This is a genomic window from Paenibacillus sp. J22P169 (assembly GCF_059691995.1).
In genome coordinates this window covers 196,040-219,380 of record NZ_JCAUAO010000001.1, presented here as the reverse complement: position 1 = coordinate 219,380, position 23,341 = coordinate 196,040, and the positions used below count along the sequence as shown (strand labels likewise).

Annotated in this window: 27 protein-coding genes; all 27 read right to left on the bottom strand. The window is 41.4% G+C overall.

Annotated elements, in window-relative coordinates:
• Nucleotides 1-801: a flagellar biosynthetic protein FliR gene (gene fliR / locus AC58QG_RS01130; protein WP_497359962.1), complete on the bottom strand. Its 801-nt coding sequence runs from the start codon at nt 799-801 to the stop codon at nt 1-3.
• 12 nt (nt 802-813) lie between these two features.
• Nucleotides 814-1,083: a flagellar biosynthesis protein FliQ gene (fliQ, locus tag AC58QG_RS01125; RefSeq protein WP_028558285.1), complete on the bottom strand. Its 270-nt coding sequence runs from the start codon at nt 1,081-1,083 to the stop codon at nt 814-816.
• 26 nt (nt 1,084-1,109) lie between these two features.
• Nucleotides 1,110-1,883, bottom strand: coding sequence for a flagellar type III secretion system pore protein FliP (fliP, locus tag AC58QG_RS01120; protein WP_497359960.1), 774 nt, complete (start codon nt 1,881-1,883; stop codon nt 1,110-1,112).
• Nucleotides 1,880-2,512, bottom strand: coding sequence for a flagellar biosynthetic protein FliO (locus AC58QG_RS01115; protein WP_497359958.1), 633 nt, complete (start codon nt 2,510-2,512; stop codon nt 1,880-1,882). The genes fliP and AC58QG_RS01115 overlap by 4 nt, the downstream gene beginning before the upstream one ends.
• 48 nt (nt 2,513-2,560) lie before the next feature.
• Nucleotides 2,561-2,923 (bottom strand): response regulator, encoded by a 363-nt coding sequence (locus tag AC58QG_RS01110; RefSeq protein ID WP_028558282.1) that lies wholly within the window; start codon nt 2,921-2,923, stop codon nt 2,561-2,563.
• A gap of 24 nt (nt 2,924-2,947) precedes the next feature.
• Nucleotides 2,948-4,216: a flagellar motor switch phosphatase FliY gene (gene fliY, locus AC58QG_RS01105; RefSeq protein ID WP_497362751.1), complete on the bottom strand. Its 1,269-nt coding sequence runs from the start codon at nt 4,214-4,216 to the stop codon at nt 2,948-2,950.
• The gene (gene fliM / locus AC58QG_RS01100; protein WP_057315694.1) at nt 4,209-5,207 is read right to left on the bottom strand and encodes a flagellar motor switch protein FliM; all 999 of its coding nucleotides are present in this window, start codon (nt 5,205-5,207) and stop codon (nt 4,209-4,211) included. Before fliM ends, fliY begins: the two co-directional genes overlap by 8 nt.
• A gap of 35 nt (nt 5,208-5,242) precedes the next feature.
• Nucleotides 5,243-5,728 carry a flagellar basal body-associated FliL family protein gene (locus tag AC58QG_RS01095; RefSeq protein ID WP_497359956.1) on the bottom strand — a complete coding sequence of 162 codons (486 nt, stop codon included), beginning with the start codon at nt 5,726-5,728 and terminating at the stop codon, nt 5,243-5,245.
• On the bottom strand, nt 5,729-5,950 hold the full coding sequence (locus tag AC58QG_RS01090; RefSeq protein ID WP_056624951.1) for a flagellar FlbD family protein: 222 nt from the start codon (nt 5,948-5,950) through the stop codon (nt 5,729-5,731). It lies immediately after the preceding gene.
• A gap of 63 nt (nt 5,951-6,013) precedes the next feature.
• Nucleotides 6,014-6,835, bottom strand: coding sequence for a flagellar basal body rod protein FlgG (flgG, locus tag AC58QG_RS01085; RefSeq protein ID WP_497359954.1), 822 nt, complete (start codon nt 6,833-6,835; stop codon nt 6,014-6,016).
• Nucleotides 6,836-6,932: 97 nt separating this feature from the next.
• On the bottom strand, nt 6,933-7,316 hold the full coding sequence (locus tag AC58QG_RS01080) for a TIGR02530 family flagellar biosynthesis protein (RefSeq protein WP_497359952.1): 384 nt from the start codon (nt 7,314-7,316) through the stop codon (nt 6,933-6,935).
• Complete coding sequence (locus tag AC58QG_RS01075) at nt 7,313-7,756, bottom strand: flagellar hook capping FlgD N-terminal domain-containing protein (protein WP_497359950.1); 444 nt, start codon at nt 7,754-7,756, stop codon at nt 7,313-7,315. Before AC58QG_RS01075 ends, AC58QG_RS01080 begins: the two co-directional genes overlap by 4 nt.
• 35 nt (nt 7,757-7,791) lie before the next feature.
• Nucleotides 7,792-9,210 (bottom strand): flagellar hook-length control protein FliK, encoded by a 1,419-nt coding sequence (locus AC58QG_RS01070; protein WP_497359948.1) that lies wholly within the window; start codon nt 9,208-9,210, stop codon nt 7,792-7,794.
• A 33-nt stretch (nt 9,211-9,243) separates the two neighbouring features.
• The gene (locus AC58QG_RS01065) at nt 9,244-10,224 is read right to left on the bottom strand and encodes a MotE family protein (RefSeq protein WP_497359946.1); all 981 of its coding nucleotides are present in this window, start codon (nt 10,222-10,224) and stop codon (nt 9,244-9,246) included.
• Nucleotides 10,184-10,627, bottom strand: coding sequence for a flagellar export protein FliJ (gene fliJ, locus AC58QG_RS01060; RefSeq protein ID WP_497359944.1), 444 nt, complete (start codon nt 10,625-10,627; stop codon nt 10,184-10,186). Before fliJ ends, AC58QG_RS01065 begins: the two co-directional genes overlap by 41 nt.
• Before the next feature lie 9 nt (nt 10,628-10,636).
• Entirely contained in the window at nt 10,637-11,965 is a 1,329-nt protein-coding gene (fliI, locus tag AC58QG_RS01055; protein WP_497359942.1) for a flagellar protein export ATPase FliI, read from the bottom strand.
• On the bottom strand, nt 11,965-12,801 hold the full coding sequence (locus AC58QG_RS01050) for a FliH/SctL family protein (RefSeq protein ID WP_497359940.1): 837 nt from the start codon (nt 12,799-12,801) through the stop codon (nt 11,965-11,967). The genes fliI and AC58QG_RS01050 overlap by 1 nt, the downstream gene beginning before the upstream one ends.
• Nucleotides 12,785-13,801: a flagellar motor switch protein FliG gene (gene fliG / locus AC58QG_RS01045; RefSeq protein WP_068662580.1), complete on the bottom strand. Its 1,017-nt coding sequence runs from the start codon at nt 13,799-13,801 to the stop codon at nt 12,785-12,787. Before fliG ends, AC58QG_RS01050 begins: the two co-directional genes overlap by 17 nt.
• A gap of 12 nt (nt 13,802-13,813) precedes the next feature.
• On the bottom strand, nt 13,814-15,385 hold the full coding sequence (gene fliF, locus AC58QG_RS01040; RefSeq protein ID WP_497359938.1) for a flagellar basal-body MS-ring/collar protein FliF: 1,572 nt from the start codon (nt 15,383-15,385) through the stop codon (nt 13,814-13,816).
• A gap of 41 nt (nt 15,386-15,426) precedes the next feature.
• Nucleotides 15,427-15,735, bottom strand: a complete 309-nt coding sequence (fliE, locus tag AC58QG_RS01035; protein ID WP_497359936.1) for a flagellar hook-basal body complex protein FliE — start codon at nt 15,733-15,735, stop codon at nt 15,427-15,429.
• 11 nt (nt 15,736-15,746) lie between these two features.
• Nucleotides 15,747-16,196 (bottom strand): flagellar basal body rod protein FlgC, encoded by a 450-nt coding sequence (flgC, locus tag AC58QG_RS01030; protein ID WP_497359934.1) that lies wholly within the window; start codon nt 16,194-16,196, stop codon nt 15,747-15,749.
• 6 nt (nt 16,197-16,202) lie between these two features.
• Nucleotides 16,203-16,610 carry a flagellar basal body rod protein FlgB gene (flgB, locus tag AC58QG_RS01025; RefSeq protein WP_497359932.1) on the bottom strand — a complete coding sequence of 136 codons (408 nt, stop codon included), beginning with the start codon at nt 16,608-16,610 and terminating at the stop codon, nt 16,203-16,205.
• A 222-nt stretch (nt 16,611-16,832) separates the two neighbouring features.
• A complete protein-coding gene (codY, locus tag AC58QG_RS01020) occupies nt 16,833-17,618 on the bottom strand; it encodes a GTP-sensing pleiotropic transcriptional regulator CodY (protein ID WP_056624907.1) in 786 nt (261 codons plus the stop codon).
• A gap of 36 nt (nt 17,619-17,654) precedes the next feature.
• Nucleotides 17,655-19,052: an ATP-dependent protease ATPase subunit HslU gene (gene hslU, locus AC58QG_RS01015; RefSeq protein ID WP_497359930.1), complete on the bottom strand. Its 1,398-nt coding sequence runs from the start codon at nt 19,050-19,052 to the stop codon at nt 17,655-17,657.
• 88 nt (nt 19,053-19,140) lie between these two features.
• A complete protein-coding gene (gene hslV / locus AC58QG_RS01010; protein WP_057315711.1) occupies nt 19,141-19,695 on the bottom strand; it encodes an ATP-dependent protease subunit HslV in 555 nt (184 codons plus the stop codon).
• Nucleotides 19,696-19,892: 197 nt separating this feature from the next.
• Nucleotides 19,893-21,209, bottom strand: a complete 1,317-nt coding sequence (gene trmFO / locus AC58QG_RS01005; protein WP_497359928.1) for an FADH(2)-oxidizing methylenetetrahydrofolate--tRNA-(uracil(54)-C(5))-methyltransferase TrmFO — start codon at nt 21,207-21,209, stop codon at nt 19,893-19,895.
• Nucleotides 21,210-21,221: 12 nt separating this feature from the next.
• Nucleotides 21,222-23,330: a type I DNA topoisomerase gene (gene topA, locus AC58QG_RS01000; protein ID WP_497359926.1), complete on the bottom strand. Its 2,109-nt coding sequence runs from the start codon at nt 23,328-23,330 to the stop codon at nt 21,222-21,224.
• Nucleotides 23,331-23,341 lie beyond the last annotated feature (11 nt).

The following is a 23,341-nucleotide window of genomic DNA, read 5'->3' as shown; positions in this document are numbered from 1 at the left end:
CTACTTAGGTGATGTCTGCGGCGAGCCGCCCATAATTTGAAGCATTTTCTCCATATATTCAAAAATGATTCCGAATAGCTGCTGAAATTGTGAAATTAGCTCAGGGAATACGATGACAAGCAAGAAAAATCCAAGGATCATTTTAAGCGGCGCACCGATAACAAAAATATTGAATTGCGGAGCAACCCTCGTTAAAAGTCCTAATCCTAAATCGGTTAAAAATAATGCTGCAACGATGGGAGCCGCTAGTTGAAAGGACAGATAAAACATTTTGGAGAGCGATTTAAATAAAAAATCTGATATTTGTCCGTCATAAATGCGACTAAATAATGCGTTATCAATCGGCACCCATTTGTAGCTGTCAATTATGGCTCTGATCAAGTAATGATGACCATCAAAGGACAAAAACAACAGAACAGCAATCATATACTTCAAGTTTCCGAGCATCGGCGTTGAAGCACCCGTTAAAGGGTCAATTACACTCGCCATACTAAATCCAATTTGCATATCCATAAATGAACCAGCTGTTTGAACAACAGTGAAAAAAATATACGCGAGAAAACCTAATAGTACACCGATTAGCATCTCACGAATAATTAATAGCACGTAAACACCATCTATCGGTATGGTCTTCTCCATTCCCATTGTCGCGAAAATAATCAATGAGATAAAGACGGACAGTCCCACCTTGAACATCATTGGCACATTTCTCGAAGAAAGAATGGGAACCACGACAAAAAATGATGTAATTCGACAAAAAATAAGCAGAAAGATAGGGATCGCTTGAATAATAGTTGGCATTTCACTCACAACCTAACCAACGAATTTGTAAAGATTGTTGAGTAGATTAAAGGTGAAATCAACTAGTGTATTCATAATCCATGATCCAAAAATTAGGATGGAAAGCAGTACAGCAACAATTTTCGGAACAAAAGCAAGTGTTTGCTCTTGGATCTGAGTCGTTGCTTGAAAAATACTAATAGCCAGACCAACGATTAACCCTATAAGCAACATTGGCGCACTAGCTTTAAGTACGGTGTAAACAGCTTCGCCAGCAATTCGTATTACAAATTCCGAACCCATCTAGATTCCCTCCGATATCTTGGTCTTTAACCGTAGCTTAAAAGTAACGATCTCACCACAAGATACCAACCATCTACAAGAATAAAAAGAAGGATTTTAAATGGAAGTGAAATCATCACAGGCGGGAGCATCATCATCCCCATAGCCATTAATGTACTGGATACAACCATATCTATAACCAGAAACGGTATAAATATCATGAAACCCATCTGAAAGGCTGATTTTAATTCACTAATCGCATAAGCAGGTACTAATGAAGTGATTGGGATGTCTTCGACCCCTGTAGGCGCTTTAGCTTTAGAATAGTCAAGAAACAGTTTCAAATCCTTCTGACGCGTATGTTTAAACATAAACTTCTTCATGGGTAGTGACGCAGTCTGAAAAGCCTGCGTTTGATTAATTTCACCCTTCAAATAAGGCTGAAGCGCTGTTTGATTAACTTCCCCTAAAGTTGGAGACATAATAAAAAAGGTTAAAAACAGAGCGAGTCCGATTAAAACCTGATTAGGTGGCATTTGTTGAGTTCCTAATGATGTTCGAACGAAACCCAGTACGATCACAATTCTAGTGAAGCTTGTCATTAAAATAAGAAAGGATGGAGCTAAACTTAACACGGTAAGCAATAAAAGGAGTGTTACCGTATTGGATGATCCTCCAGTCGCCGTGCTCGTTCCGATATTGACATTCAAACCAGGAATCGGATTCGTAACATCATTTTCAGCAGCCGAAGCGGTTAAAGATAATAAGAAAATGGATATCACAACAAGCAGCAGTACGCCAACTAATTTATTTCTTTTCATTCTTCATTCAACCGATCTTTTTGTTTTTGATCAGACAACCATTCTTCGACATTCTTATTACGGTCAGTTACTCGCCGTAATTTATCATGAAACACTTGTTGAAACGAAGACGTAATTTCTACTTCCTCTTCCACATCGTTCTTTTTTAAAGGCAGCTTGCTGATCCATTTGCTTATCGAACCGAAGCCCATTCGATCATCCTGAGATGATTGTAAGAGATTTGAAATATAAGCTACTTCATCGGCGTCGATGATTTTATCCAATAACTGAATATTCTCACCAACGCCAACAACGAAGAGCGAATGCCCAATTTCAACGATCTGGATCGATTTGTTCTGACCCAAGGGAACTCCACCTAAGGAGCGTATCGAGTTCCCAAACAAAGTGCCTTTGTTTTTCTTTGCCACATACCTCATCAATACATAGAAGAGAATGATAATAAATACAAGGACCAAAATAACCTTCATAACCATAAATAAGGAATCCACTGAACCCATTGAACCCGGATAGTCAGCGCCTGGAATCTCTTGATTCGGTTCTGTTTCCGCATTTACAGCAGAGTTTGTATATAACAAGGCGAACAAACTAAGTATGCTTAAGATAACTTTATTCGATTGACGTCTTTTCATAAGAACAACCCTTTCGGTTTATGTAAGACTCAACCGAATTCGGACGGTTTAACCTAGAGTCTTTTTAATAGCTTCAATTACACGGTCAGCTTGGAATGGTTTAACGATGAAGTCTTTAGCCCCTGCTTGAATCGCATCGATAACCATGGCTTGTTGACCCATCGCGGAACACATAATTACTTTTGCGTTTGGCTCGATTTTTTTAATTTCTTTTAATGCTTGAATACCGTCCATCTCAGGCATCGTGATATCCATCGTGATCAGATCTGGCTTTAATTCCTTATATTTTTCGATAGCTTGCGCTCCATCATTCGCCTCGCCACATACTTCATACCCATTTTTTGATAAAATATCACGAATCATCATTCTCATAAAAGCTGCATCATCCACAATTAGAATACGGTTAGCCATTGAAAATATCCCCCTAAAATTAAATTATTGTAATTTTTGAATTCGTTCCCATTGATTAACAATGTCAGTAACACGAACCCCAAAATTCTCATCGATGACTACAACTTCACCTTTGGCAATCAACTTATTATTCACCAAAATATCTACCGGTTCACCAGCAAGCTTGTCCAACTCAATGATAGACCCCTGTGACAGTTCCAAGATGTCTTTAATCACCTTGTTCGTTCTGCCCAATTCTACGGTTACCTTAAGCGGTATATCGAGAAGTAAATTCAGGTTCGTATCATCTGCTTGCGTGTAAGCGCCTGATTGTAAATTACCAAACTGGACCGGTTGAACATTCACATTACGATTAGGCATGCCACCAAACGCAGCTGGAGGCTGTTGATACATCGGCTGCTGCTGAGGTGGATACATCGGTTGTTGTGGCGGATACATCGGCTGTCCCATAGGAGGCTGCTGATACATCGGCTGTTCATACATTGGTTGTTGGTATACAGGTTGCTCATACATGGGTGCTGGCTGCGATTTAGGTGCTTCTTGCACAGGAGGAGCTACAACTGGTGGTGCTTGCGCCGCCGGTGCAGCTTCCATTGCTGATTCAGTCTCACCACCACCCATTAAGATCGATACCATTTCTTTGGCGAAAGGAACAGGCAGTAACTGCATGATGTTGGAATCAATAAGATCGCCAATTGCAAGTCGGAACGATATCCTTATAAATACGTCCTCGTCAGGCAGTTTTCCTTCTCCTTTCGACAAATTTAATATGTCGATTCCTGGTGGAGAGATATTGACAAATCGATTAAAGATGGTAGACATGGAAGTAGCTGATGAACCCATCATCTGATTCATGGCTTCTTGTACGGCGCTGATATGAATTTCACTGAGATTTTCATCTCCACCAGTGCCGTCTCCGCCCATCATAAGATCAGCGATAACTTGCGCATCTTTGGTTTGAATGACCAGCAAGTTAATCCCATCAAAGCCATCAACATAATTGACATGAACGGCAACATGAGGTCTGGGAAACGTTTCTTCCAATTCTTCTTTACCAATCACTGACACCTTAGGCGTCGTTATATCTACTTTCTTGCCAAGTAGCGTCGATAGCGCTGTCGCCGCGCTGCCGAACGTAATATTACCTATTTCCCCAAGTGCATCTTGCTCGAGTGGGGATAAAAAATCTTCAACTTGCGGAGGCCCATGAAAAGAAGAGACAGAACTTTCTTCAGATGATTGTCTCAATAAAGCGTCGATCTCTTCCTGCGACAAATAATCTCTGTTATTCATCATATTCTTCTTCTCCTTCATTCACGATTTCTGTAATTTGTACAGCCATCTTCCCTTTTACGGTACCAGGGCTTCCGAGATATTTCAGCTTCTCGCCAACCTTGACTTGAAGCGAATCTTCGACGGATTTATGCAGCGGGATTACATCGCCTATCGTTAATCCTAAGAAATCTCGTATTGAAATTTCAGACGATCCCAACTCTGCAATGAGAGGTAGCTTGGTCTTCTCCAAGCGTGATTGAAGTGCTTCCACTTCTTCAGGTGCTCTCGTCTTCTTCTGGGAAACAAACCAGTGATGTACAGAAAGTCGAGGCATGATTGGTTCAATAACAACATGAGGAATACATAAGTTGATCATTCCTGTTGTGTCCCCGATTTTGGTGCTCAGCGATATTAATGCAATCGTTTCATTGGGAGAAACGATTTGCATAAACTGCGGATTCGTTTCTAGCGCCTCTAAACGAGGTTGAATATCAATAACGGTCTTCCATGCTTCTTGTAAGCTATCGAATGCTCTACTAAAAATTCGCTCCATAACAATCGTTTCAATCTCGGTCAATGCATTGATTTTGGTTGGCGTTGTACCTGCTCCGCCTAATAATCGATCCAACATAGCAAACGCGACATTGGGATGAACCTCAAGTACCATTCGACCCTCTAAAGGCTCTGCTTCAAAGATGTTCAAAATGGTCATTTTCGGGATCGAACGAATAAATTCATCATAAGGCAATTGTTCAACCTGGACTACACTGATTTGAACGAACGTACGCAGCTGAGCTGAGAAATAGGTCGTTAAAAATCGGGCAAAATTTTCATGAATCCGGGTTAAGCTACGAATATGATCTTTAGAGAAGCGTACTGCCCGCTTAAAATCATAAGCCCTTACCTTCTTCTGAGTATCCTCCTTCTTAAGCTCATCTGCATCCATTTCGCCAGAGGACAAGGCAGCCAGCAAGGCATCGATCTCATTTTGCGATAAAACATCAACCATTCGAGTCACCTCCTTTAAGCAAAATCATTGTCGAGTTACTGGAGTACTTTATCAGTTATCCAAATTTGTTTGATTTTTCCTTCATGCAGTAATGGGTTTAGTTTGTTCATAATTGTGGAAGTTAAACTATCTGAGCCTTTGCTTCCTTCAATTTGGTCCTTCGTCATATCACCCAAAATCTGGACTATCGTTCCTTTCACAGCGGAATCAAGCAAACTATCAAATTCAGCTTTAGCCTTCGAATTTTCCATTTCAAATGCAAAGCTAATTTTAATGAAATTTTGACTGCCGGATAGGTTTGTTAAAATATCTTTAATGATCGATGTATTCGCCTTAACCGTTTCAGCTGATGGCGCTTTGGTCGGTTTCACACTCGCAACAGCGTCCTGAGCCTTCACTGCTGGATCCGTGGATTGATTGTTCTTCTCCATAAAATTCCACAACACAAACGCAGCTGTGAGAATTAGTGTGATCGCAATTAGGATGGAAACAATGAGTATAAATATTTTGTTCTTAAACACTTACGAACCCTCCGTATCCCTAGACTGTATTGTCGCGCGAACGGATCCAATTTCTTGCATGTAGGTCCGCACTAAGCTTACCACAACCTCTGCCTTCTCGAGAACTGTGATTTTCTTGCCTGTTGTCAATGTAATCATCGTATCCGGAGTTTCTTCGATAAGTTCTATCAAAATTGCGTTCAAGATAAGCGGTCTACCATTTAAACGAGTGAGAGAAATCATCATTCTCCTCCTGAATCAGGGTAAGGGGAGCTCGGCTCCCCCTTCTTTTCATTCAATTACTCATTATTGCTTAAGATTTACAACCTCTTGAAGGATTTGATCTGAAGTTGTAATAATTCTGGAGTTCGCTTGGAATCCACGTTGCGCAATGATCATTTCGGTAAATTCACCAGTTAAGTCTACATTGGACATTTCTAGTTGCCCAGAAATGAGTGTACCTGTTCCCGTTTCTGGATCACCAGCAGAGCCAATTACAATTTCGCCCTCTGGATTTGCGTTTGCGGTCATTTGATACAAGTTTCCACCGATTTTCTCAAGACCAGCTGGGTTGGTTACTTTCACAACGCCAACTCGTTGACCTGTATTGATCGTTTCACCATCCGCATTTACGCCAATAATGTCACCATTTTGAGAAATCGAGAACGATACGATATCATCTGGAATGACAACGGGACCTGCTCCATCAGGACCCATAACATGAAGCCCCTCAGAATTTACAAGGTTCCTATTAGGATCCACTGTGAAGTTACCAGCTCTTGTCAAATACGGAGCATCTACTTGTTCTACCGTTCCAACTGCGAAGAAGCCATCCCCATTCACACGTAAATCCGTTACTACGTTCGTTGTCATAGCACTACCTGCGGTATGAACCGTATCAATAGCAGCCAAACTAACACCTAAACCTACTTGCTGTGCATTCACACCACCACGGTTCTCATCTGGTGCACTTACACCTGAAACTGTTTGGCTCAGAATGTCCTTAAACATAACACGACTACCTTTAAATCCGATGGTATTTACGTTAGCGATATTATTACCAATAACATCTAACTTCGTTTGAAAACCACGCATACCTGAAACGCCTGAGTATAACGATCTTAACATGAAATAGGCCTCCTAAATCGGATGAAAGTAATTACAATCTGAGTTGCTTCTTTCGTTCCACAACTCCAGGCTTCCTGAACGGTCGAGCCCTTACTACTTAAGAAATTATCATTGCGCTATCAATCTGGGTAAAAACATGATCATTCATTGCTTGGCCATCTAGCGCAGTTACAACGGTACGATTAGGTACATTTACGATATAACCATTCCCCGCTAAGATCAGCAGTGCATCTTTGGCACCTTTGGAAGCTGCTTTATCAATGGCTTGGTTCATTTTCTCAATTTGCTCTGGTTTGAGTTGTATGCCGCGTTCTTTTAACCTGACCTCAGCATGATGACTAAACCGTACAAACTGATCTTGGAAAATCTTCTGAAAGGTAGGATTACCGGTAGGCGGTACTTGCTGTGTTGGAGTTCTTCTTGCTGAATTGGGAGAAACCGCACTAGGATAAAGTTGACCTATGGATATTCTCTCTGTCATTGTGTTTCTCCAACGTTCTCAATTTTCTTTAACTTATCAAGGGAAACTTCCACGCCTTTGACAGTGGCAAATTGATTACCGTCTTTAAAGGTGATAGAATCCACCACACCAGACATCTCCGTTGTTTCACCTGATGAATCCGTTCCTGTCCAGGAGATGGACTTGCCGATTAAACCTGAAACGAAACCAAGTGACTGCCTCATCAACTTCATTTCACCAGCCATATTCGTCAGTTGCTCAACAGATGTAAATTGCGCCATTTGTGCAATAAACTCTTTATCCTGCAAAGGCTGCGTTGGATCTTGATTTTGAAGCTGCGTAATCAAGATTTTTAAAAAATCATCCTTACCTAGAGTTGCACTATCCTTCTCCTTGGTTTTCGCAGTGGTCCCTTTATTAATCAGATCAGATACATTACCTACAAGTGGGCTTGTAGCCATACGTTCACCTCCAGCAACTTCATTCATTGATCCTTTTAAGCAATGACATCGAAGGAATTACCGTTAGTATTCTTACGAAGCTGTGCCAATTGATCCATGTCATCTTTAAAATCAACTGCATCCATTTCAATCTCACCAGAACGATTTTTTGGTTGACGCTGTGATTGATTAAAAGACTGAGGCTGACGTTGTTCTTGGAACATGTTAGATGACATATTTTGACTTTGTGTTACTTCTAGCTTCTCAACCTGTAAGCCTTGTGTAAGTAAAGCTTGACGTAATTGAGGCAACTGACTTTCCAGCATTTGTTTACCCGCCAATGTATCCGCTGCAAACTGTGCAAAAAGTTGACCATCGTGCATTGAAATTCTCACATCTACATGTCCTAAATTCTTAGGAAACAAAGAAAGTTTAGCCTCAGAAAAGCCTTCGGACATTGTAATTTTCATGTTTTTCAATACATGCGTAGTCATCTCTTCTGTAAAATTAGCAGCAGTTAACGTTGTCACAGGCGTCTTCTCGACTGTTACCGTTACTTGCTGTGCTTTCTGCAAATCACCAATCGTCACAACTGTATTCGTTGTTGTACTGGTTTCAATAGGCAGATCGACAAGCGCTCGAGTTGGCATCTCAGCAATGCTTGTAGACTGTTCAATAACCGCTACCGGAATATGCTTAACAGCAAATTTCTCTTGCTTGGGCTGCAACGTTGATAGCTGGTCAGTAAAACTGTTCATTACGGATTGATCAGTTTCCTTATTTTTTATGTACTTGCTTGAGGTGATACGCCCATCAGATGTCGTTTGATCCTTGGTTCCAATGACAGGTACACCTGCTAACTTACTTACGTTTGATAATCCATTTAAAATATCTGGAAGTATCGGTTGGATGGTATTCGTGAGTTCTGAATTCAAGTAGTTCAGAATCGGATTGTCAGGCTGCTGCTTAGATAAAGCCGACAGTGTTAACAACGTATTCTGCGCTTTCAGGCTCAGAGATTCATTTATTGGTTGTTGCCAGGTAGGAAGAAATCCAGCTGCAAGTGTGCTTGACGTATTACTTAGTGCACTTAACATTTGATCTGCATCCTCAAACCACTTTTTCACTTTAGGATCTTGCAATAATTTGTCAGCAAGAGCAGGATTACTATTCATCGCTTCTAAAAGCAGTTCAGGAAGTGTACTATCTTCATTAGATAGTTTACTTTCTTGATCCACGGATGCTTGAATCGGCATCACCAAGCTTTGAAGCATTTGCAGCATCATACTCATTGAAAGGTCAGTTTCAGAGGCTTGTTCATCTACTAAAGGCGCATTCTCTTGAGTGGTTTGATCAGAAAGAAGAGCTGAAAAGGTATCCGTGCCAGCATTTCCTTTGGATGCTCCTTTACCTGCACTTGTTGAGCTCACTGTACCTGTTTGTGCGACGGGTATTGAAGTCATTTGTACGTCCATTTTTTTCACCTCCCCTCTTCATTTTCATTCCAACTATGGAGTAAGTTTTGTAGCTATCGATGCAGCTGTTTCTTTGTTGGCATCTGAAAGTGCCGACATCACTTTAGAACGAGATGCATTATCCATCCCACTTAAAATGGATAAAACTTTTGCTGGGTTTGACTTGTTCATCTCTAACAACACGTTCGCTGCGCTTTTTGGTACCATATTGGCAAAAGTTTGACCAAGATCCGAAGTACTTACTGTGCTAGTCGCTGCCTTGGCATCCTTCGTGTTATTCGTTGCTAGTCTTTCTTGTAATGCCGCTATTTCTTTGTCTCGAACTGGCACAATATCCTTTAAACCCATTGAAGCAACAGCTGCCTTTGATGCATCCATTTTTTCAAGAATTGCTCCCCGGTTATCTGGCTTCATCATCGAGAATACAAGTACCATTTCGCTGGGAGTCAATGCTTCTATGATTGGCGCTACCTTACTAGGGGTCATTTTGGCGTACATATTTGCAAGTTGTGTAATTTGATTCGTATACTCTTCTTCCGATTGTGTCTTATCCTTTAATTTCTCCTCAAGTTCGGCAACCTTCGCAACTGCATCCTTTAGCGAAAGATCTTTTTGCTGAGTCGTCGAATCCGACTTCTGCAGTGCTGAGGTTAATTCAGTTACACGGGCATTCAGCTTCGCAATCTCATCCTCTTTCAGCTTTACACTTTGCTCAGATGTCGTTGCCTTACCTTCAGCTGTCACCGGAGCTGTCTCTTTGGGTGCTGGAACTATTAATCCAATGACAGGCGTATTGTGCAATGCTTTTTGAATACTACTTTTGATATCATAATCAAAAATGGAAAGCAGCACGAAGAGTAGAACCGCCGTAAACACAAAGGGGATGACAAACCATATCAAAAAACGCTCCAGTGCACTATAAGATGCACCCTCTACGCTTGTATCGGCCATCTCTTCATCCCTCCTTTTTAGCTTAATACGATAATCGTCTGAATCGATTGGTTGCCATTTCATCAAGAGCATCCTGCTCTTTTTTTGCAATCATGATTCGAAATTGGTTATGTGCTTTCTCTCTAGCCTTAGTCCATACTTTTTCATCTATCATTTTCACTGATAAATGCTCCTGCTTTTCAGTTACGATATGCTTAGCTTGTTTAACATCTTGATGTTTTCGAGCAATTTGATTATCCACATGATTCATGTAGCTCTGCATCATAATCATGTTCGAGATCGTTACAGAATGGCTAGTTGCTTGAATCATCTCGTTGTGTAAGTTTTCCTTCTGTTCAAACAATCCGTTTAAGCTCGATTCTTCATTCCGTAAGAGCCCCATTGCCTCAGATAAAATCCATTCTGCTTGTGTACGTTCATTATTTTTCAAATCGACAATTTGCTGGAAAGAATAACGAAAACTCATCTAGGACCCTCATCCCTTATAAAATTCTTGGATTAATCGTTCTTGAGCTTCTTCATAGGTTAGCTTTTCACTTGTTCTTTGCTTCGTAAAATTCCAAATGGCCTCAATGTTTTCCATTGCAATATCAATATTTGGATTTGAACCTTTCTGGTACGCCCCTATATTGATAAGATCTTCCGAATCTTTATATATAGAGAGAAGACGCTTAAGTTGATCGGCAGCTTCCATATGTTCTGAAGGAACGATTTCTTTCATAACGCGACTTACACTCGATAATACATCGATGGCAGGATAATGACCTTTGTTCGCAATGCTACGATTGAGGACGATATGACCATCCAAGATTCCTCTTACCGCATCAGCAATAGGCTCATTCATGTCATCACCATCTACAAGCACCGTGTAAAATGCAGTAATAGATCCTTTAGCTCCTGTACCTGAGCGCTCTAATAGCCTTGGCAGCATGGCGAAAACCGATGGTGTGTATCCACGTGTAGCTGGTGGTTCACCAACAGCTAGTCCAACTTCCCGCTGTGCCATAGCAAAACGTGTAACTGAATCCATCATCATCATGACATTTAAGCCACGATCTCTAAAATACTCAGCAATACTTGTTGCAATCATTGCGCCTTTAATCCGAATTAGTGCAGGTTGGTCTGAGGTTGCCACAATGACAACCGATCGTGCTAAACCTTCTGGACCTAGGTCACGCTCAATGAAATCCAAGACCTCTCTGCCACGCTCTCCAATGAGAGCAATGACATTGACATCAGCAGACGTATTTCGGGCTATCATACCCATGAGTGTACTTTTTCCAACACCGGAACCAGCGAAAATACCTACACGCTGTCCTTTACCGATTGTCAACAAACCATCGATACAACGTACACCAACAGAGATTGGATTGAGTACACGCGGACGTGTAAGAGGATTGCTTGGCGCATTATTTGTTGAATATTGTGCCATCCTCGAAGGCAGATATGATCCATCTAAAGGTTGACCCAAACCGTCCAATACCTTACCCAATAACTCATGTCCAACCTGGACAGTTAATGGTTTGCCCGTACCAACAACATCACAACCTGGACCAATTGCATCGAGATCACCTAAAGGCATTAAAATAACTTTATTACTTCGGAAACCAACCACTTCTGCTTTTAACGGTTTGTTTGATTTATGTGGATAGATATAACAAAGATCACCGATACTGACATCAGGTCCCTCCGATTCAACAGTAAGTCCAATTACTTGGGTCACTTTACCATTTACTCTTATGGGATCAATTGTTTGTAATACTTCTTTGTATTTATCCGCCTTCGGTATGGTTGTCCGTGCCATTAGGATTCCTCACTTTGTATGGCCAGTTGCTGAAGCGCTGACTTAATTTCTTTCAGCTGAGTGTCAATTCTCGCATCGATACTTCCATAGGAAGAGCGAATTACACAACCTTGATCTTGCACCGAAGCGTCAGGAATAATTTCGAGCTCGGCCTGTGAATCGATTGAAGTAATTAATTCTTCTCTTGCATCTTGAATGTAAGCGAATTGAGTTGGAGCCACGCACAAAGTAATTATGCCCTTTTCACGTCTACGCGCGAGCACCTTTTGAATGAGTTCGATCACCCATCCAGGTTCTAGAGACAATTGTCGAACAATGATTTTCTCTGCAATAGATGTGCTTAATTCGATTAGAAAAGGTTCTGATTCTTGTATAATTTGTTGCTTCAGCTTGTACGATTGTTCGAGAATCGAACTAGCTTCAGCGAGCATCTCATTATATTCTTTTCGCAGTGCATTTTCCGCTTGGACGGCACCTTGACGATATCCTTCATCGAATCCAGCTTGCTTCGAAGCGTTAATTAACTCTTCGTCCTCTACTCGCTTGCTTTCCCACCAATTAGCAATATCTGCTTCCGTTTGTTGACGGATTAGCGCACATTCTTGCTTAGCCTGTTCAATCTGATCACTGGCAAAAGCTTCAGCATCCTCCAAAATTTGATTCTTTAATGAAGTTGCATCTTTGATTTCAATTTGCATTTCCTCTGTTAAACCATCATCAGCTGCAGTCGGCAATTCAACGGTTGCTTCGGCACTTAGCGATAACTTATCAACAATCTTTTTAGTTTCAATGGGATAATAGGCAAATGATTTAATGATACTAGACAATAATATCATCTCCTCCACCACGTGCGATGATGATTTCCCCAGACTCTTCTAAACGACGAATCGTTGCAACGATTCGGGTTTGAGCTTCTTCTACATCACGCAAACGAACCGGTCCCATAAATTCCATTTCTTCTTTGAATGTCTCAGCCATACGTTTGGACATATTTTTGAATAACACATCGCGGACTTCTTCACTTGCAACTTTAAGCGCAAGCTGTAAATCGGCATTTTCAATATCGCGGATAATTCGTTGAATGGATCGATTGTCGATGTTGACAATATCCTCGAATACAAACATCCGTTTTTTGATTTCTTCGGCAAGTTCTGGATCTTGGATCTCTAAGGAGTCGAGAATCGTTCGTTCAGTACCACGGTCAACACCATTCAAAATCTGAACGATAGAAGCAATACCACCAGCATTTGTATAATCCTGTGTAACAGTAGAAGATAGCTTCTGTTCCAATACACGTTCAACCTGTGAAATGACCTCAGGTGATGTACTGTCCATAAGTGCGATCCGTTTCGCAACGTCAGCTTGCTTCTCCTGTGGGAGTGACGACAATATAATAGATGCTTGTTCCGCTTGCAAATAGGACAATACGAGTGCAATCGTTTGAGAGTTCTCATTTTGAATAAAGTTAAGAATTTGAGCTGGATCTGCTTTTCTTGCAAAGTCAAACGGTCTAACTTGAAGTGTGGCAGTCAAGCGATTAATAATATCGAGTGCTTTTTGTGAACCAAGCGCCTTCTCCAAAATATCTTTCGCGTAGGCAATACCACCTTGGGAAATAAATTCCTGTGCCAAACAAATTTGGTGAAACTCGGCTAAAATCGAATCCTTTTCTAGCGTGTCTACTTTCCGTACATTCGCGATTTCAAGGGTTAATTGTTCAATTTCTTCTTCACGCAAATGTTTAAAAATTTGTGCAGATACCTCAGGGCCTAAACTGATCAAAAGAATAGCTGCCTTTTGTCGTCCGGTCAACCCTTGTAAAGCGGCTCTGGCCATACAAGTGCACCTCTATTCATCTACTAACCAAGTACGCAGCAGATTGACGAATTCTTCTGGCCGCTTTCTCGCAAGTGTTTCGAGCTGCTTACGCACTTGATTGTCATTCGTTACATTTTCAATATCGATCGTTGGAAGCTCTGCCTTTTGGGAAGCAACGTTCAATTCTTGATCAATAAGTTGTTGCGCTGCTTTCTTACGTCTTCTCATCGCTAATCCAATAAAGGCTCCAATAGCTAATGCCGCTAGTGCTAATGCGCCATAGGTCAAGTACGTCGATGTCTTCGTTGCACTTGCATCCGAAGTTCTAGCAAAAGAATGTGCAAATACAGTAACTTTTTTCTGTAATTCATCGTCTGTATAAGTAGTCTTGTTATCTGCGAGTGCCGTTCTAACAATATTCACTAGCGCATTCTGAATGGCTGTTTTCGTTTCTACTGTCAAAGAGTTCGGATCATCTCTTACTGGAGGCTCAATACCGACATTAATACTTACATCCTTCACTACGTAAGGTGTAGCAATAATGTCATTTGTGATACGATCCACTTCATAATTGACGGTTTTGCTGTTTTTCTCCGAAGTGGAATTCCCAGAGTTCGATGCTCCTGGATAACCTGGGACGTCTGTTTCGCCTGTACCAGGAACACCACCAGTATCCGTACCTTTATTTTGATAGGACTCATTGGCTTCTTGTAGAGAGATTTCAATCCCTTTTTGATCAGCTTGATTGGGTGCTCGGACAAGCTGCTCCTTCGTTTTCTTTTGATCAAAATTCATAGTTGTAAACACGCTTACACTTACTTTATCTCGTCCAAACATCGTACCAAGCATGGAGTTGATATTTTTCTGCAAATCATTTCGGAACTGCGTATTGATATCCGTGTTCCCCATCGGTGCGTTGTTAGACTCTCCACTAAACTTGTAAGAGAGTAAATTTTGATCCGAAATGGAGATATTCTCAATTGGAAGATTCTTTATACTATGGGAGACCAAATTATAAATCGTATCCACTTTAGGTTGATCCAATGAATACCCCTGCTTGATTTGCAGGACAACAGATGCCGTTGCTTTCTCTGCCTGTTGTTGTAAGAATGGACCTTCCTCCGGAAGCGAAATATTCACCTTGGAGCTTGAAATGGCTTGGTTCGCATTGATAAGCTGTTGAAGCTCTCCTTGAATAGCACTTAAGTATTTTACTTTAAATTCATTATCCGTAATTCCGAATGAGCTGCTGCCGCTAAAAACTTCAAAGCCCAAGGAGCCGTTCTTATTCAATCCTTGCGACTCTACAGCAAGCTTTACATTGGCGACTTCACTTGTCGGTACTTCAATACTTTTTCCGTCCGCACTCAAATGATAAGGTATTTTCGCTGTATCCAGATAGGATTTAATATTAGCAGCATCACTTGGCTGCAATTCTGTATACGCCAATGAATAGTCTGTCTTCGATAAATTAACACTTATAATGGCAGCTGTTAAAACCAGTAAGAACACAGTTGCTATAAAAATAATTTTCGTCGTTCGATTATAACGATTCCAGTATTGCTTCACCTTTTCCCAGTACTGGAGCAGGTTCTCGTTCACTCTGTCACCTCATTGACCCAAATTTAGCAGCATCTCTATACTTATAGCTGCATTCTCATGACTTCTTGGTACGCCTCTAGCACTTTATTCCTGACCTGAACCGTAAGTTCAAGTCCTAATGAAGCTTTCTCAGAGGCAATTGTCAATTGATGAACATCGGAAAGTTCCCCTTTAATGAAGCTTTCGTTCAACTGATCAACTTGCTTTTGCTGTGCATTTAAATTAGTCATGGCTTCATTCAGAAATGAACCGAATTTCTTACCAAGATCATCTGCTCCCTCACCCGTGTTATCCTTCGGCACAATGGAACTCATTATATTTATTGGACTATAACTTATTTTGTCAATCATCCCGCGACCTCCTATCTACCAATTTCCAACGCTTTGGTAATCATTGATTTACTTGCATTTAATGCCGTTACATTGGCTTCATAAGATCGCGTTGCCGATATCATGTCGACCATTTCTTTGGTAATATCTACGTTTGGCATATACACAAACCCATTTGTATCTGCATCTGGATGTGAAGGATTATAAACTTGTTTTAACGGCGACTTATCTTCAAATATTTTATTCACTCGAACTCCCTCACCCGTTCCATCAGCCATCGCTGTATTCAACGATTGGGCGAAACTTGGTTGAGACTTCGTCTCGAATGAAACTAACTTTCTCGTATAGGGCATCCATTTGCCGTCAACAAACTTTGCTCTCGTCGTATCCGCATTGGCAATATTAGATGACACAACATCCATACGCAGTCGTTGTGCAGTTAATGCAGATGCACTGATGTCAAATCCGTTTGTTAGTCTCATCGTTTATTACTTGCCCCCAATAACTGTGCGTATTTTTTTGAAGTCGCTGTTCATCTGTTGAATCATTGTGTTGTATTTAAGCTGATTCTTTGCCATCAATGACATTTCGTAGTCCATATCTACATTGTTCAAGTTAGTGTTAATTGCTGTCGAATTATCTGATTTAATTTCAGAATTTGGCACTTTCGTTGATTTTCCAATAACAAAATGCCTTGGGTCTGTTCGAAAGCCATCTATTGAGGGTGTATTCGCATTCATTTGTCCTTGTAAGAGTTCTTCAAATGCAACATCGGAACGTTTAAAGTTAGGAGTATCCACATTGGCAATGTTATTCGCTACCACTTTTTGTCTTAGCGTCGATGCATCCAGCGAGCGCTCCATCATATTCCAACTAGGCTTGTCTAATAAAGACATAAACGATTCCCCTTCACTCTAAAAATATTCAGTTACTACTTCAACATCGTGAGAATTGATTCCTTCTTATTTCGACATTATTCTCGATTTCCGATACAAAATAGTTCTATATGTAGAATTATGTAAACCTGTGACTTATACTCTTTATCATCTAAGATATTACGTTAAGTTACAATAAGAAAAAAGCCCTATCTTTTTACCAGATAGGGCTTTCCTATTTATTTACAATTTCGACTTCATCTGTTCAATACTTTGCATTAATTGTTCGTTTAATATACGGATATAAGTGCCTTTCATACCAAGTGATCGCGTTTCAATAACGCCAGCACTTTCAAGTTTACGTAGGGCATTTACAATAACTGAGCGTGTTATTCCTACACGATCAGCAATTTTACTCGCCACAAGCAACCCTTCCTTGCCATCCAGCTCCTCGAAAATATGTTCGACAGCTTCCATTTCACTGAAGGATAAAGAGCCAATGGCAACTTGAACAACTGCTTTGCTGCGTGCTTCCTCTTCAATTTCTTCCGCGCGTTCTCTTAATATCTCCATTGCGATTACCGTTGAACCATACTCTGCAAGAACCAAATCATCGTCAATAAAGTGACCTTCACTTCGGCTCAGAATCAAAGTACCCAAACGATCACCGCCGCCAATAATTGGCACTAAGGTTGTATGAGTTGCTGGAAACATATCTTTCATTTGATCCGTGTAATAAAAATACGGACTGTCTGGTTCGGATGTGGACGAGGTTTCCTCTATTTTTAGCAACAAATTATTAGATTCAATTGGGAATCTGCGTTCAATAAGAATCGTTTGGTTCATTTCAGGAGATACAGGATCATTGGTTACCGCATAGCCTAAAATCTTACCTTTACGGCTGACCACGTAAATATTTGCGATTACTACATCTCGAAGCACTTCTGCCATATCCATAAAGCTAACCGCATTACCCGCTTCTTTTTGGAGTAACCGATTAAGCCTTCTTGTTTTATTTAATAAACTCATGTAACTGCCTCCTACTAACTGCAACCTGCTTGGTTCTTATAAAATATACTGACTTAAATCTCGATTTTGAACAATACTGCTTAGCTTCTCGCGTACATAAGCTGGATTGATCACAATGGACTCTAATGTGATTTCTGGTGCTTCATAAGATAAATCTTCGAGCAATTTTTCTAAAATCGTATGTAAACGACGAGCTCCGATATTTTCCGTTTGTTGATTTACTTCTACGGCGATACGAGCAATTTCATGAATAGCTTCCTCCGCAAACTCAACAGTTATACCTTCTGTTTGCAATAAAGCTGTGTATTGTTTGGTTAAAGCATTCTTGGGCTCCGTTAAAATTGAAACAAAGTCTTCTAGCGTTAAATCACTTAGTTCGACTCGAATTGGGAATCTCCCCTGTAACTCTGGGATGAGATCAGAAGGCTTTGCAATGTGGAAAGCTCCAGCCCCAATGAATAATACATAGTCGGTTTTAACAGGACCATACTTGGTTACAACCGTGGAACCCTCAACAATGGGTAGAATATCTCTTTGAACACCTTCGCGCGAAATATCAGGTCCGCTACCACCGCGGCTGTTACTTGCTATTTTATCAATTTCATCGATAAAAATGATACCACTTTGTTCCGCACGGTTAATCGACTCCTGGATAACATCATCCATATCGATTAATTTTTGCGCTTCTTCTTGTGTCAAAACCTTTCTAGCTTCTTTCACAAGCAGTTTTCGTCTTTTCGTCTTTTTGGGAAGCAGACTTCCGAACATTTCTTGCATATTCATCCCTGCTTGTTCATTACCTTGACCACCAAGCATATCTAACATGGAAGGCGACGTGTCTTCTACTTCAATCTCTACATGATCATTCTCTAATTTACCGTTGGATAATTGTTCGGCGACTTGAGCTCTTTTAGAAGCCAGATTTGAATCAGGCGGCGTCTCTTCTTGCTCATCTTTATTTTGCCCGCCAAACAGCATCTCAAGCGGGTTGCGCTGCGTTTTGGCACGGGTAGGACTCGGTGCAAGTAAAGAAACCAATCGCTCATTAGCAAGCTTCTCTGCACGATCCTTGACCTTCTCCATACGTTCTGCTTTGACCATGCGGACAGCCGTTTCAACCAAATCACGTACCATTGATTCTACATCTCGTCCCACATAGCCTACTTCTGTAAATTTTGTTGCTTCTACCTTAATAAAAGGAGCGCCAACCAACTTCGCAAGTCTACGAGCGATTTCTGTCTTCCCAACGCCAGTAGGACCAATCATGAGAATGTTTTTCGGTACAATCTCATCTCTCATGCTTTCATCGACTAGATTTCTACGGTATCGATTTCGCAAAGCGATCGCAACGGATTTCTTTGCTTTTTTCTGACCCACAATATATCGATCTAATTCATGGACAATTTGTTTAGGCGTTAGAGAGCTGTTTGCCATATGTGGTCCCCTCCTTAAATGTAGGCTTAAAGCCAATTGATCAATGAAGAGCGAGCGCTAGTTACCATAGAGAAACATACGTTCTAATCTATTCAATTTCTTCAACAATAATATTATGGTTGGTAAACACACATATTTCAGCTGCCGTCGTCAAAGCCGCGTGAGCGATTTCCTTCGCACTAAGCTGAGGCGCATGTCGATGAAGCGCTCTACCCGCTGATAGTGCAAAGCTCCCGCCGGAACCAATGGCTAAAATGCCATCATCTGGTTCAATTACTTCACCATTGCCCGAAAGCAATAGAAGTCCCGAAGCATCCATGACAATCATCATAGCTTCCAGTCTTCGCAGCACACGATCTTGACGCCAATCTTTGGTTAGCTCTACCGCAGCCCGCTGAAGGTTACCATGATGTTCTTCCAGCTTCCCTTCAAACTTCTCAAATAGTGTGATCGCGTCTGCAACGGAACCAGCGAAACCAGCAATGACTTTCCCTCTATGTAAACGCCGTACTTTTTTGGCCGTGCTTTTCATGATCATACTATTGCCAAATGTCACTTGCCCGTCGCCAGCAATAGCTCCTTTACCTTGATGACGGATCGCAAATATCGTTGTCGCATGAAACGTGGCTTGATTGGGTTCCATTTCGATTCACCCCTCTATAAGAATCGTATCCGTTAAAGAGATCTCTCCTTGCCTATGAGTCGCAAAAATGAGAGAAACCTCTAGCGAGGTCCAAAAGTTAAGAAGACCGCATCTAGAGGTAAATGTATGATCAAACGAATGAAAAATGCAAATAAAACATTAATTTATAGTAACACAGCGGATCAGCTGATTACAACTTATTCAGCAACTGTTTTCACAAAATTCTGAATACTCTCCAATGCGCGGTTAGCCAGCTTTTCGTATTTTTCTTTTTTGTTGCGAATACGCTCTGGCAACGCAGGAAGTAATCCGAAGTTTGCATTCATTGGTTGGAAATGTTTGAAGTCTGCTGTCGTAATGTACTGTGCCATACTGCCTAATGTCGTTTCAGCTGGCAAGACCACACAATCTTGGCCCTTTGCCATTCGACCTGCATTAAGTCCAGCTATTAAACCAGAAGCTGCAGACTCTACATACCCCTCAACGCCTGTCATTTGACCTGCAAAGAAGAGATTTTCACGACGTTTGTATTGATAAGTTGGCTCAAGTAGCTTAGGCGAGTTAATGAACGTATTGCGATGCATGACGCCGTAACGGACGAACTCCGCTTGTTCAAGTCCAGGGATCAGCTGAAGCACACGCTTCTGTTCTCCCCATTTCAAATGCGTTTGGAAACCAACTAAATTATACAAGGTACCTGCTGCATTATCTTGACGAAGCTGTACAACAGCGTGCGGCATTTTACCGGTATGCGGGTTAATTAACCCTACTGGCTTCATCGGTCCGAATAACACCGTTTGTTTGCCGCGTTTCGCCATTACTTCCAAAGGCATACAGCCTTCAAAATAGATTTCTTTCTCAAATTCCTTTAATTCTGCGACTTCAGCTGTTATTAGCGCCTCGTAGAATACATTGAACTCTTCCTCTGTCATCGGGCAATTCAGGTAAGCGGCTTCCCCTTTATCATAACGAGAAGCCAAGTATACCTTATTCATATCTATGGAATCTTTCTCTACAATCGGTGCAGCTGCATCATAGAAGTATAAATACTCTTCGCCCATTAATGCTTTAAGTTCTGCAGCTAAATCAGGGGATGTTAGCGGCCCTGTAGCTACGACCGTAATTCCCTCTGGGAGCGTTTGAAGCTCTTCATTGCGCACCTCAATTAATGGGTGATTGCGCAACGTATTCGTCACTGCTTGTGAAAACCCATCACGGTCAACCGCTAAAGCGCCTCCAGCAGGTACAGCATGCTCGTCAGCGCAAGCTAGTATAAGAGAGTCCATTCGTCTCATCTCTTCTTTTAGAACACCAACAGCATTCGTTAAACCGTTAGAGCGTAAGGAGTTGCTACATACAAGCTCTGCGAACTGATCAGTAATGTGAGCTGGGGTTTTTCTTTTGTTACGCATTTCATATAAAGTAACAGGGACGCCTTGACGGGCAATTTGCCAAGCGGCTTCACTGCCTGCCAATCCTGCGCCGATGACTGTTACTCTTTGATTTTCTGGCAAAATCAGACACCTCTAATCTTTCATATCATCTGTGTGATCGGAATCTTCGACTGCTTCTTCCTTATGATCACATTGTGTACATTGAAGCATTACACCATTCTTGCTTCGCTTCTCAATCATCATCGAACTGCAAACTGGACATGGCCGATTGACGGGTTTATCCCAAGAAACGAAATCACAGGTTGGATATTGATCACAACCGTAGAATACGCGCCCCTTTTTGCTTCTACGTTCAACAATTTTCCCAGCATGACAAGTTGGGCAGGTAACACCGATATCCTTAATGATTGGTTTCGTATTCCGGCAGTCTGGGAAACCTGAACATGCTAGGAATTTACCGAAACGTCCCATTTTATAAACGAGATGCTTCCCACATTTCTCACAAATCTCATCCGAAATTTCATCCTGTATCTCAATCTCTTTCATTTCCTCTTCAGCAAATTCTAAGCGCTTTTCAAAGGAAGTATAGAAAGTATCCAGTACCCTAACCCAATCCTCTTTCCCTTCTTCGACAAAGTCCAGCTCTTCTTCCATATGAGCTGTAAACTCGATATCCAGAATTTCCGGGAAAAACTCTTGCATTAATTGGATGACAAGCTCGCCTAGCTCCGTTGGCACGAATTTCTTCTCTTCAATTGCCACGTAGCCACGTTTCTGAATTGTTTCTAGTGTTGGTGCGTAAGTACTTGGTCGCCCAATACCCATTTCCTCAAGTGCACGAACTAAACGTGCTTCTGTATACCTTGGAGGCGGTTGCGTAAAGTGCTGCTTTGGTTCCACACTTTGTTTTGGCAATGAATCCCCTTTGGATAGAGGCGGCAGCAGCTTATCTTCTTCTGTTGTGCCGTCATCATTACTTTCAACGTACACCTTCATGAAGCCAGCAAACTTCATTTTCGAACCATTCGCTCTAAAAATCGTTTCTCCCGCATGTAAATCGATCGTCATCGTATCCAGAATCGCAGAAGCCATCTGACTCGCAATAAATCGATCCCAAATCAGCTTGTACAAACGGAATTGATCTTTACTCAAGAATTCTTTCATTTGATCAGGCTCACGAAGTACAGAAGTCGGCCTGATCCCTTCATGCGCGTCCTGTGCATTCGCATTTTTCTTGAGATATTGCCGTGGCGTCTCAGGATAGAAGGTTGGGCCGTATTTCATCATAATTAATTCTTTGGCTTCTTCTTGGGCAATAGGAGAAATCCGTGTAGAATCCGTACGCATATACGTAATTAAACCAACGGTACCTTCTTTACCTAAATCGATACCTTCATATAATTGCTGCGCCACAGACATCGTCTTGGATGCACGGAAATTAAGCTTACGCGCTGCTTCTTGTTGCAAGGAGCTTGTAATAAAAGGAGGGGAAGGATTACGTTGACGCTCTTTCTCTTTCACTTCTTTCACAGTAAACGCATCGTTACCCATCGCAGCAAGAATCAAATCGACATCTTCTTGTGAATGCAGTTCTTTTTTCTCGCCATTGTGGCTATGATACTTAGCTTCAAATACGGTTTTGCCTGCATCAAGAACGGCTGTAATAGACCAGTACTCTTCTGGTTCAAAAGCTTTAATTTCATTTTCACGGTCTTGGATTAATTTAACCGCAACCGATTGTACACGTCCTGCTGACAACCCTTTTTTCACTTTTTTCCAAAGCAAAGGACTAATCTTATAACCTACTAGTCGATCCAAAATTCGACGAGCTTGCTGCGCATTCACCAAATCTTGATTAATCTTGCGAGGCGTTTTAAACGCATCCTTAACGGCTTCCTTCGTAATCTCATTAAAAACGACACGGCAAAGTTCATCAGGACCTACATCCAAATAATGAGCTAAATGCCAAGCAATCGCTTCACCTTCGCGATCCGGATCCGCCGCTAGATATATTTTTTTCACTTTTTTACTTGCGTCTTTAAGTTCTTTAAGGATAGAACCTTTTCCACGAATCGTTATGTATTTAGGCTCAAAGTTACGGTCGACTTCTACGCCAATTTGGCTTTTCGGAAGGTCGCGAATATGACCCATCGAGGCTTTTACGATAAACTTACTGCCTAAATATTTGCCGATGGTTTTGGCTTTTGCTGGTGACTCAACAATGACTAACGAATCTGCCATGGTTCGTCCTT

Coding starts and splice junctions, on each gene's coding strand:
- fliR (WP_497359962.1), bottom strand. CDS start 801: ATGCCAACTATTATTCAAGCGATCCCTATCTTTCTGCTTATTTTTTGT.
- fliQ (WP_028558285.1), bottom strand. CDS start 1,083: ATGGGTTCGGAATTTGTAATACGAATTGCTGGCGAAGCTGTTTACACC.
- fliP (WP_497359960.1), bottom strand. CDS start 1,883: ATGAAAAGAAATAAATTAGTTGGCGTACTGCTGCTTGTTGTGATATCC.
- AC58QG_RS01115 (WP_497359958.1), bottom strand. CDS start 2,512: ATGAAAAGACGTCAATCGAATAAAGTTATCTTAAGCATACTTAGTTTG.
- AC58QG_RS01110 (WP_028558282.1), bottom strand. CDS start 2,923: ATGGCTAACCGTATTCTAATTGTGGATGATGCAGCTTTTATGAGAATG.
- fliY (WP_497362751.1), bottom strand. CDS start 4,216: ATGAATAACAGAGATTATTTGTCGCAGGAAGAGATCGACGCTTTATTG.
- fliM (WP_057315694.1), bottom strand. CDS start 5,207: ATGGTTGATGTTTTATCGCAAAATGAGATCGATGCCTTGCTGGCTGCC.
- AC58QG_RS01090 (WP_056624951.1), bottom strand. CDS start 5,950: ATGATTTCTCTCACTCGTTTAAATGGTAGACCGCTTATCTTGAACGCA.
- flgG (WP_497359954.1), bottom strand. CDS start 6,835: ATGTTAAGATCGTTATACTCAGGCGTTTCAGGTATGCGTGGTTTTCAA.
- AC58QG_RS01080 (WP_497359952.1), bottom strand. CDS start 7,316: ATGACAGAGAGAATATCCATAGGTCAACTTTATCCTAGTGCGGTTTCT.
- AC58QG_RS01075 (WP_497359950.1), bottom strand. CDS start 7,756: ATGGCTACAAGCCCACTTGTAGGTAATGTATCTGATCTGATTAATAAA.
- AC58QG_RS01070 (WP_497359948.1), bottom strand. CDS start 9,210: ATGGACGTACAAATGACTTCAATACCCGTCGCACAAACAGGTACAGTG.
- AC58QG_RS01065 (WP_497359946.1), bottom strand. CDS start 10,224: ATGAAATGGCAACCAATCGATTCAGACGATTATCGTATTAAGCTAAAA.
- fliJ (WP_497359944.1), bottom strand. CDS start 10,627: ATGAGTTTTCGTTATTCTTTCCAGCAAATTGTCGATTTGAAAAATAAT.
- fliI (WP_497359942.1), bottom strand. CDS start 11,965: ATGGCACGGACAACCATACCGAAGGCGGATAAATACAAAGAAGTATTA.
- AC58QG_RS01050 (WP_497359940.1), bottom strand. CDS start 12,801: ATGATATTATTGTCTAGTATCATTAAATCATTTGCCTATTATCCCATT.
- fliG (WP_068662580.1), bottom strand. CDS start 13,801: ATGGCCAGAGCCGCTTTACAAGGGTTGACCGGACGACAAAAGGCAGCT.
- fliE (WP_497359936.1), bottom strand. CDS start 15,735: ATGATTGACAAAATAAGTTATAGTCCAATAAATATAATGAGTTCCATT.
- flgC (WP_497359934.1), bottom strand. CDS start 16,196: ATGAGACTAACAAACGGATTTGACATCAGTGCATCTGCATTAACTGCA.
- flgB (WP_497359932.1), bottom strand. CDS start 16,610: ATGTCTTTATTAGACAAGCCTAGTTGGAATATGATGGAGCGCTCGCTG.
- codY (WP_056624907.1), bottom strand. CDS start 17,618: ATGAGTTTATTAAATAAAACAAGAAGGCTTAATCGGTTACTCCAAAAA.
- hslU (WP_497359930.1), bottom strand. CDS start 19,052: ATGGCAAACAGCTCTCTAACGCCTAAACAAATTGTCCATGAATTAGAT.
- hslV (WP_057315711.1), bottom strand. CDS start 19,695: ATGGAACCCAATCAAGCCACGTTTCATGCGACAACGATATTTGCGATC.
- topA (WP_497359926.1), bottom strand. CDS start 23,330: ATGGCAGATTCGTTAGTCATTGTTGAGTCACCAGCAAAAGCCAAAACC.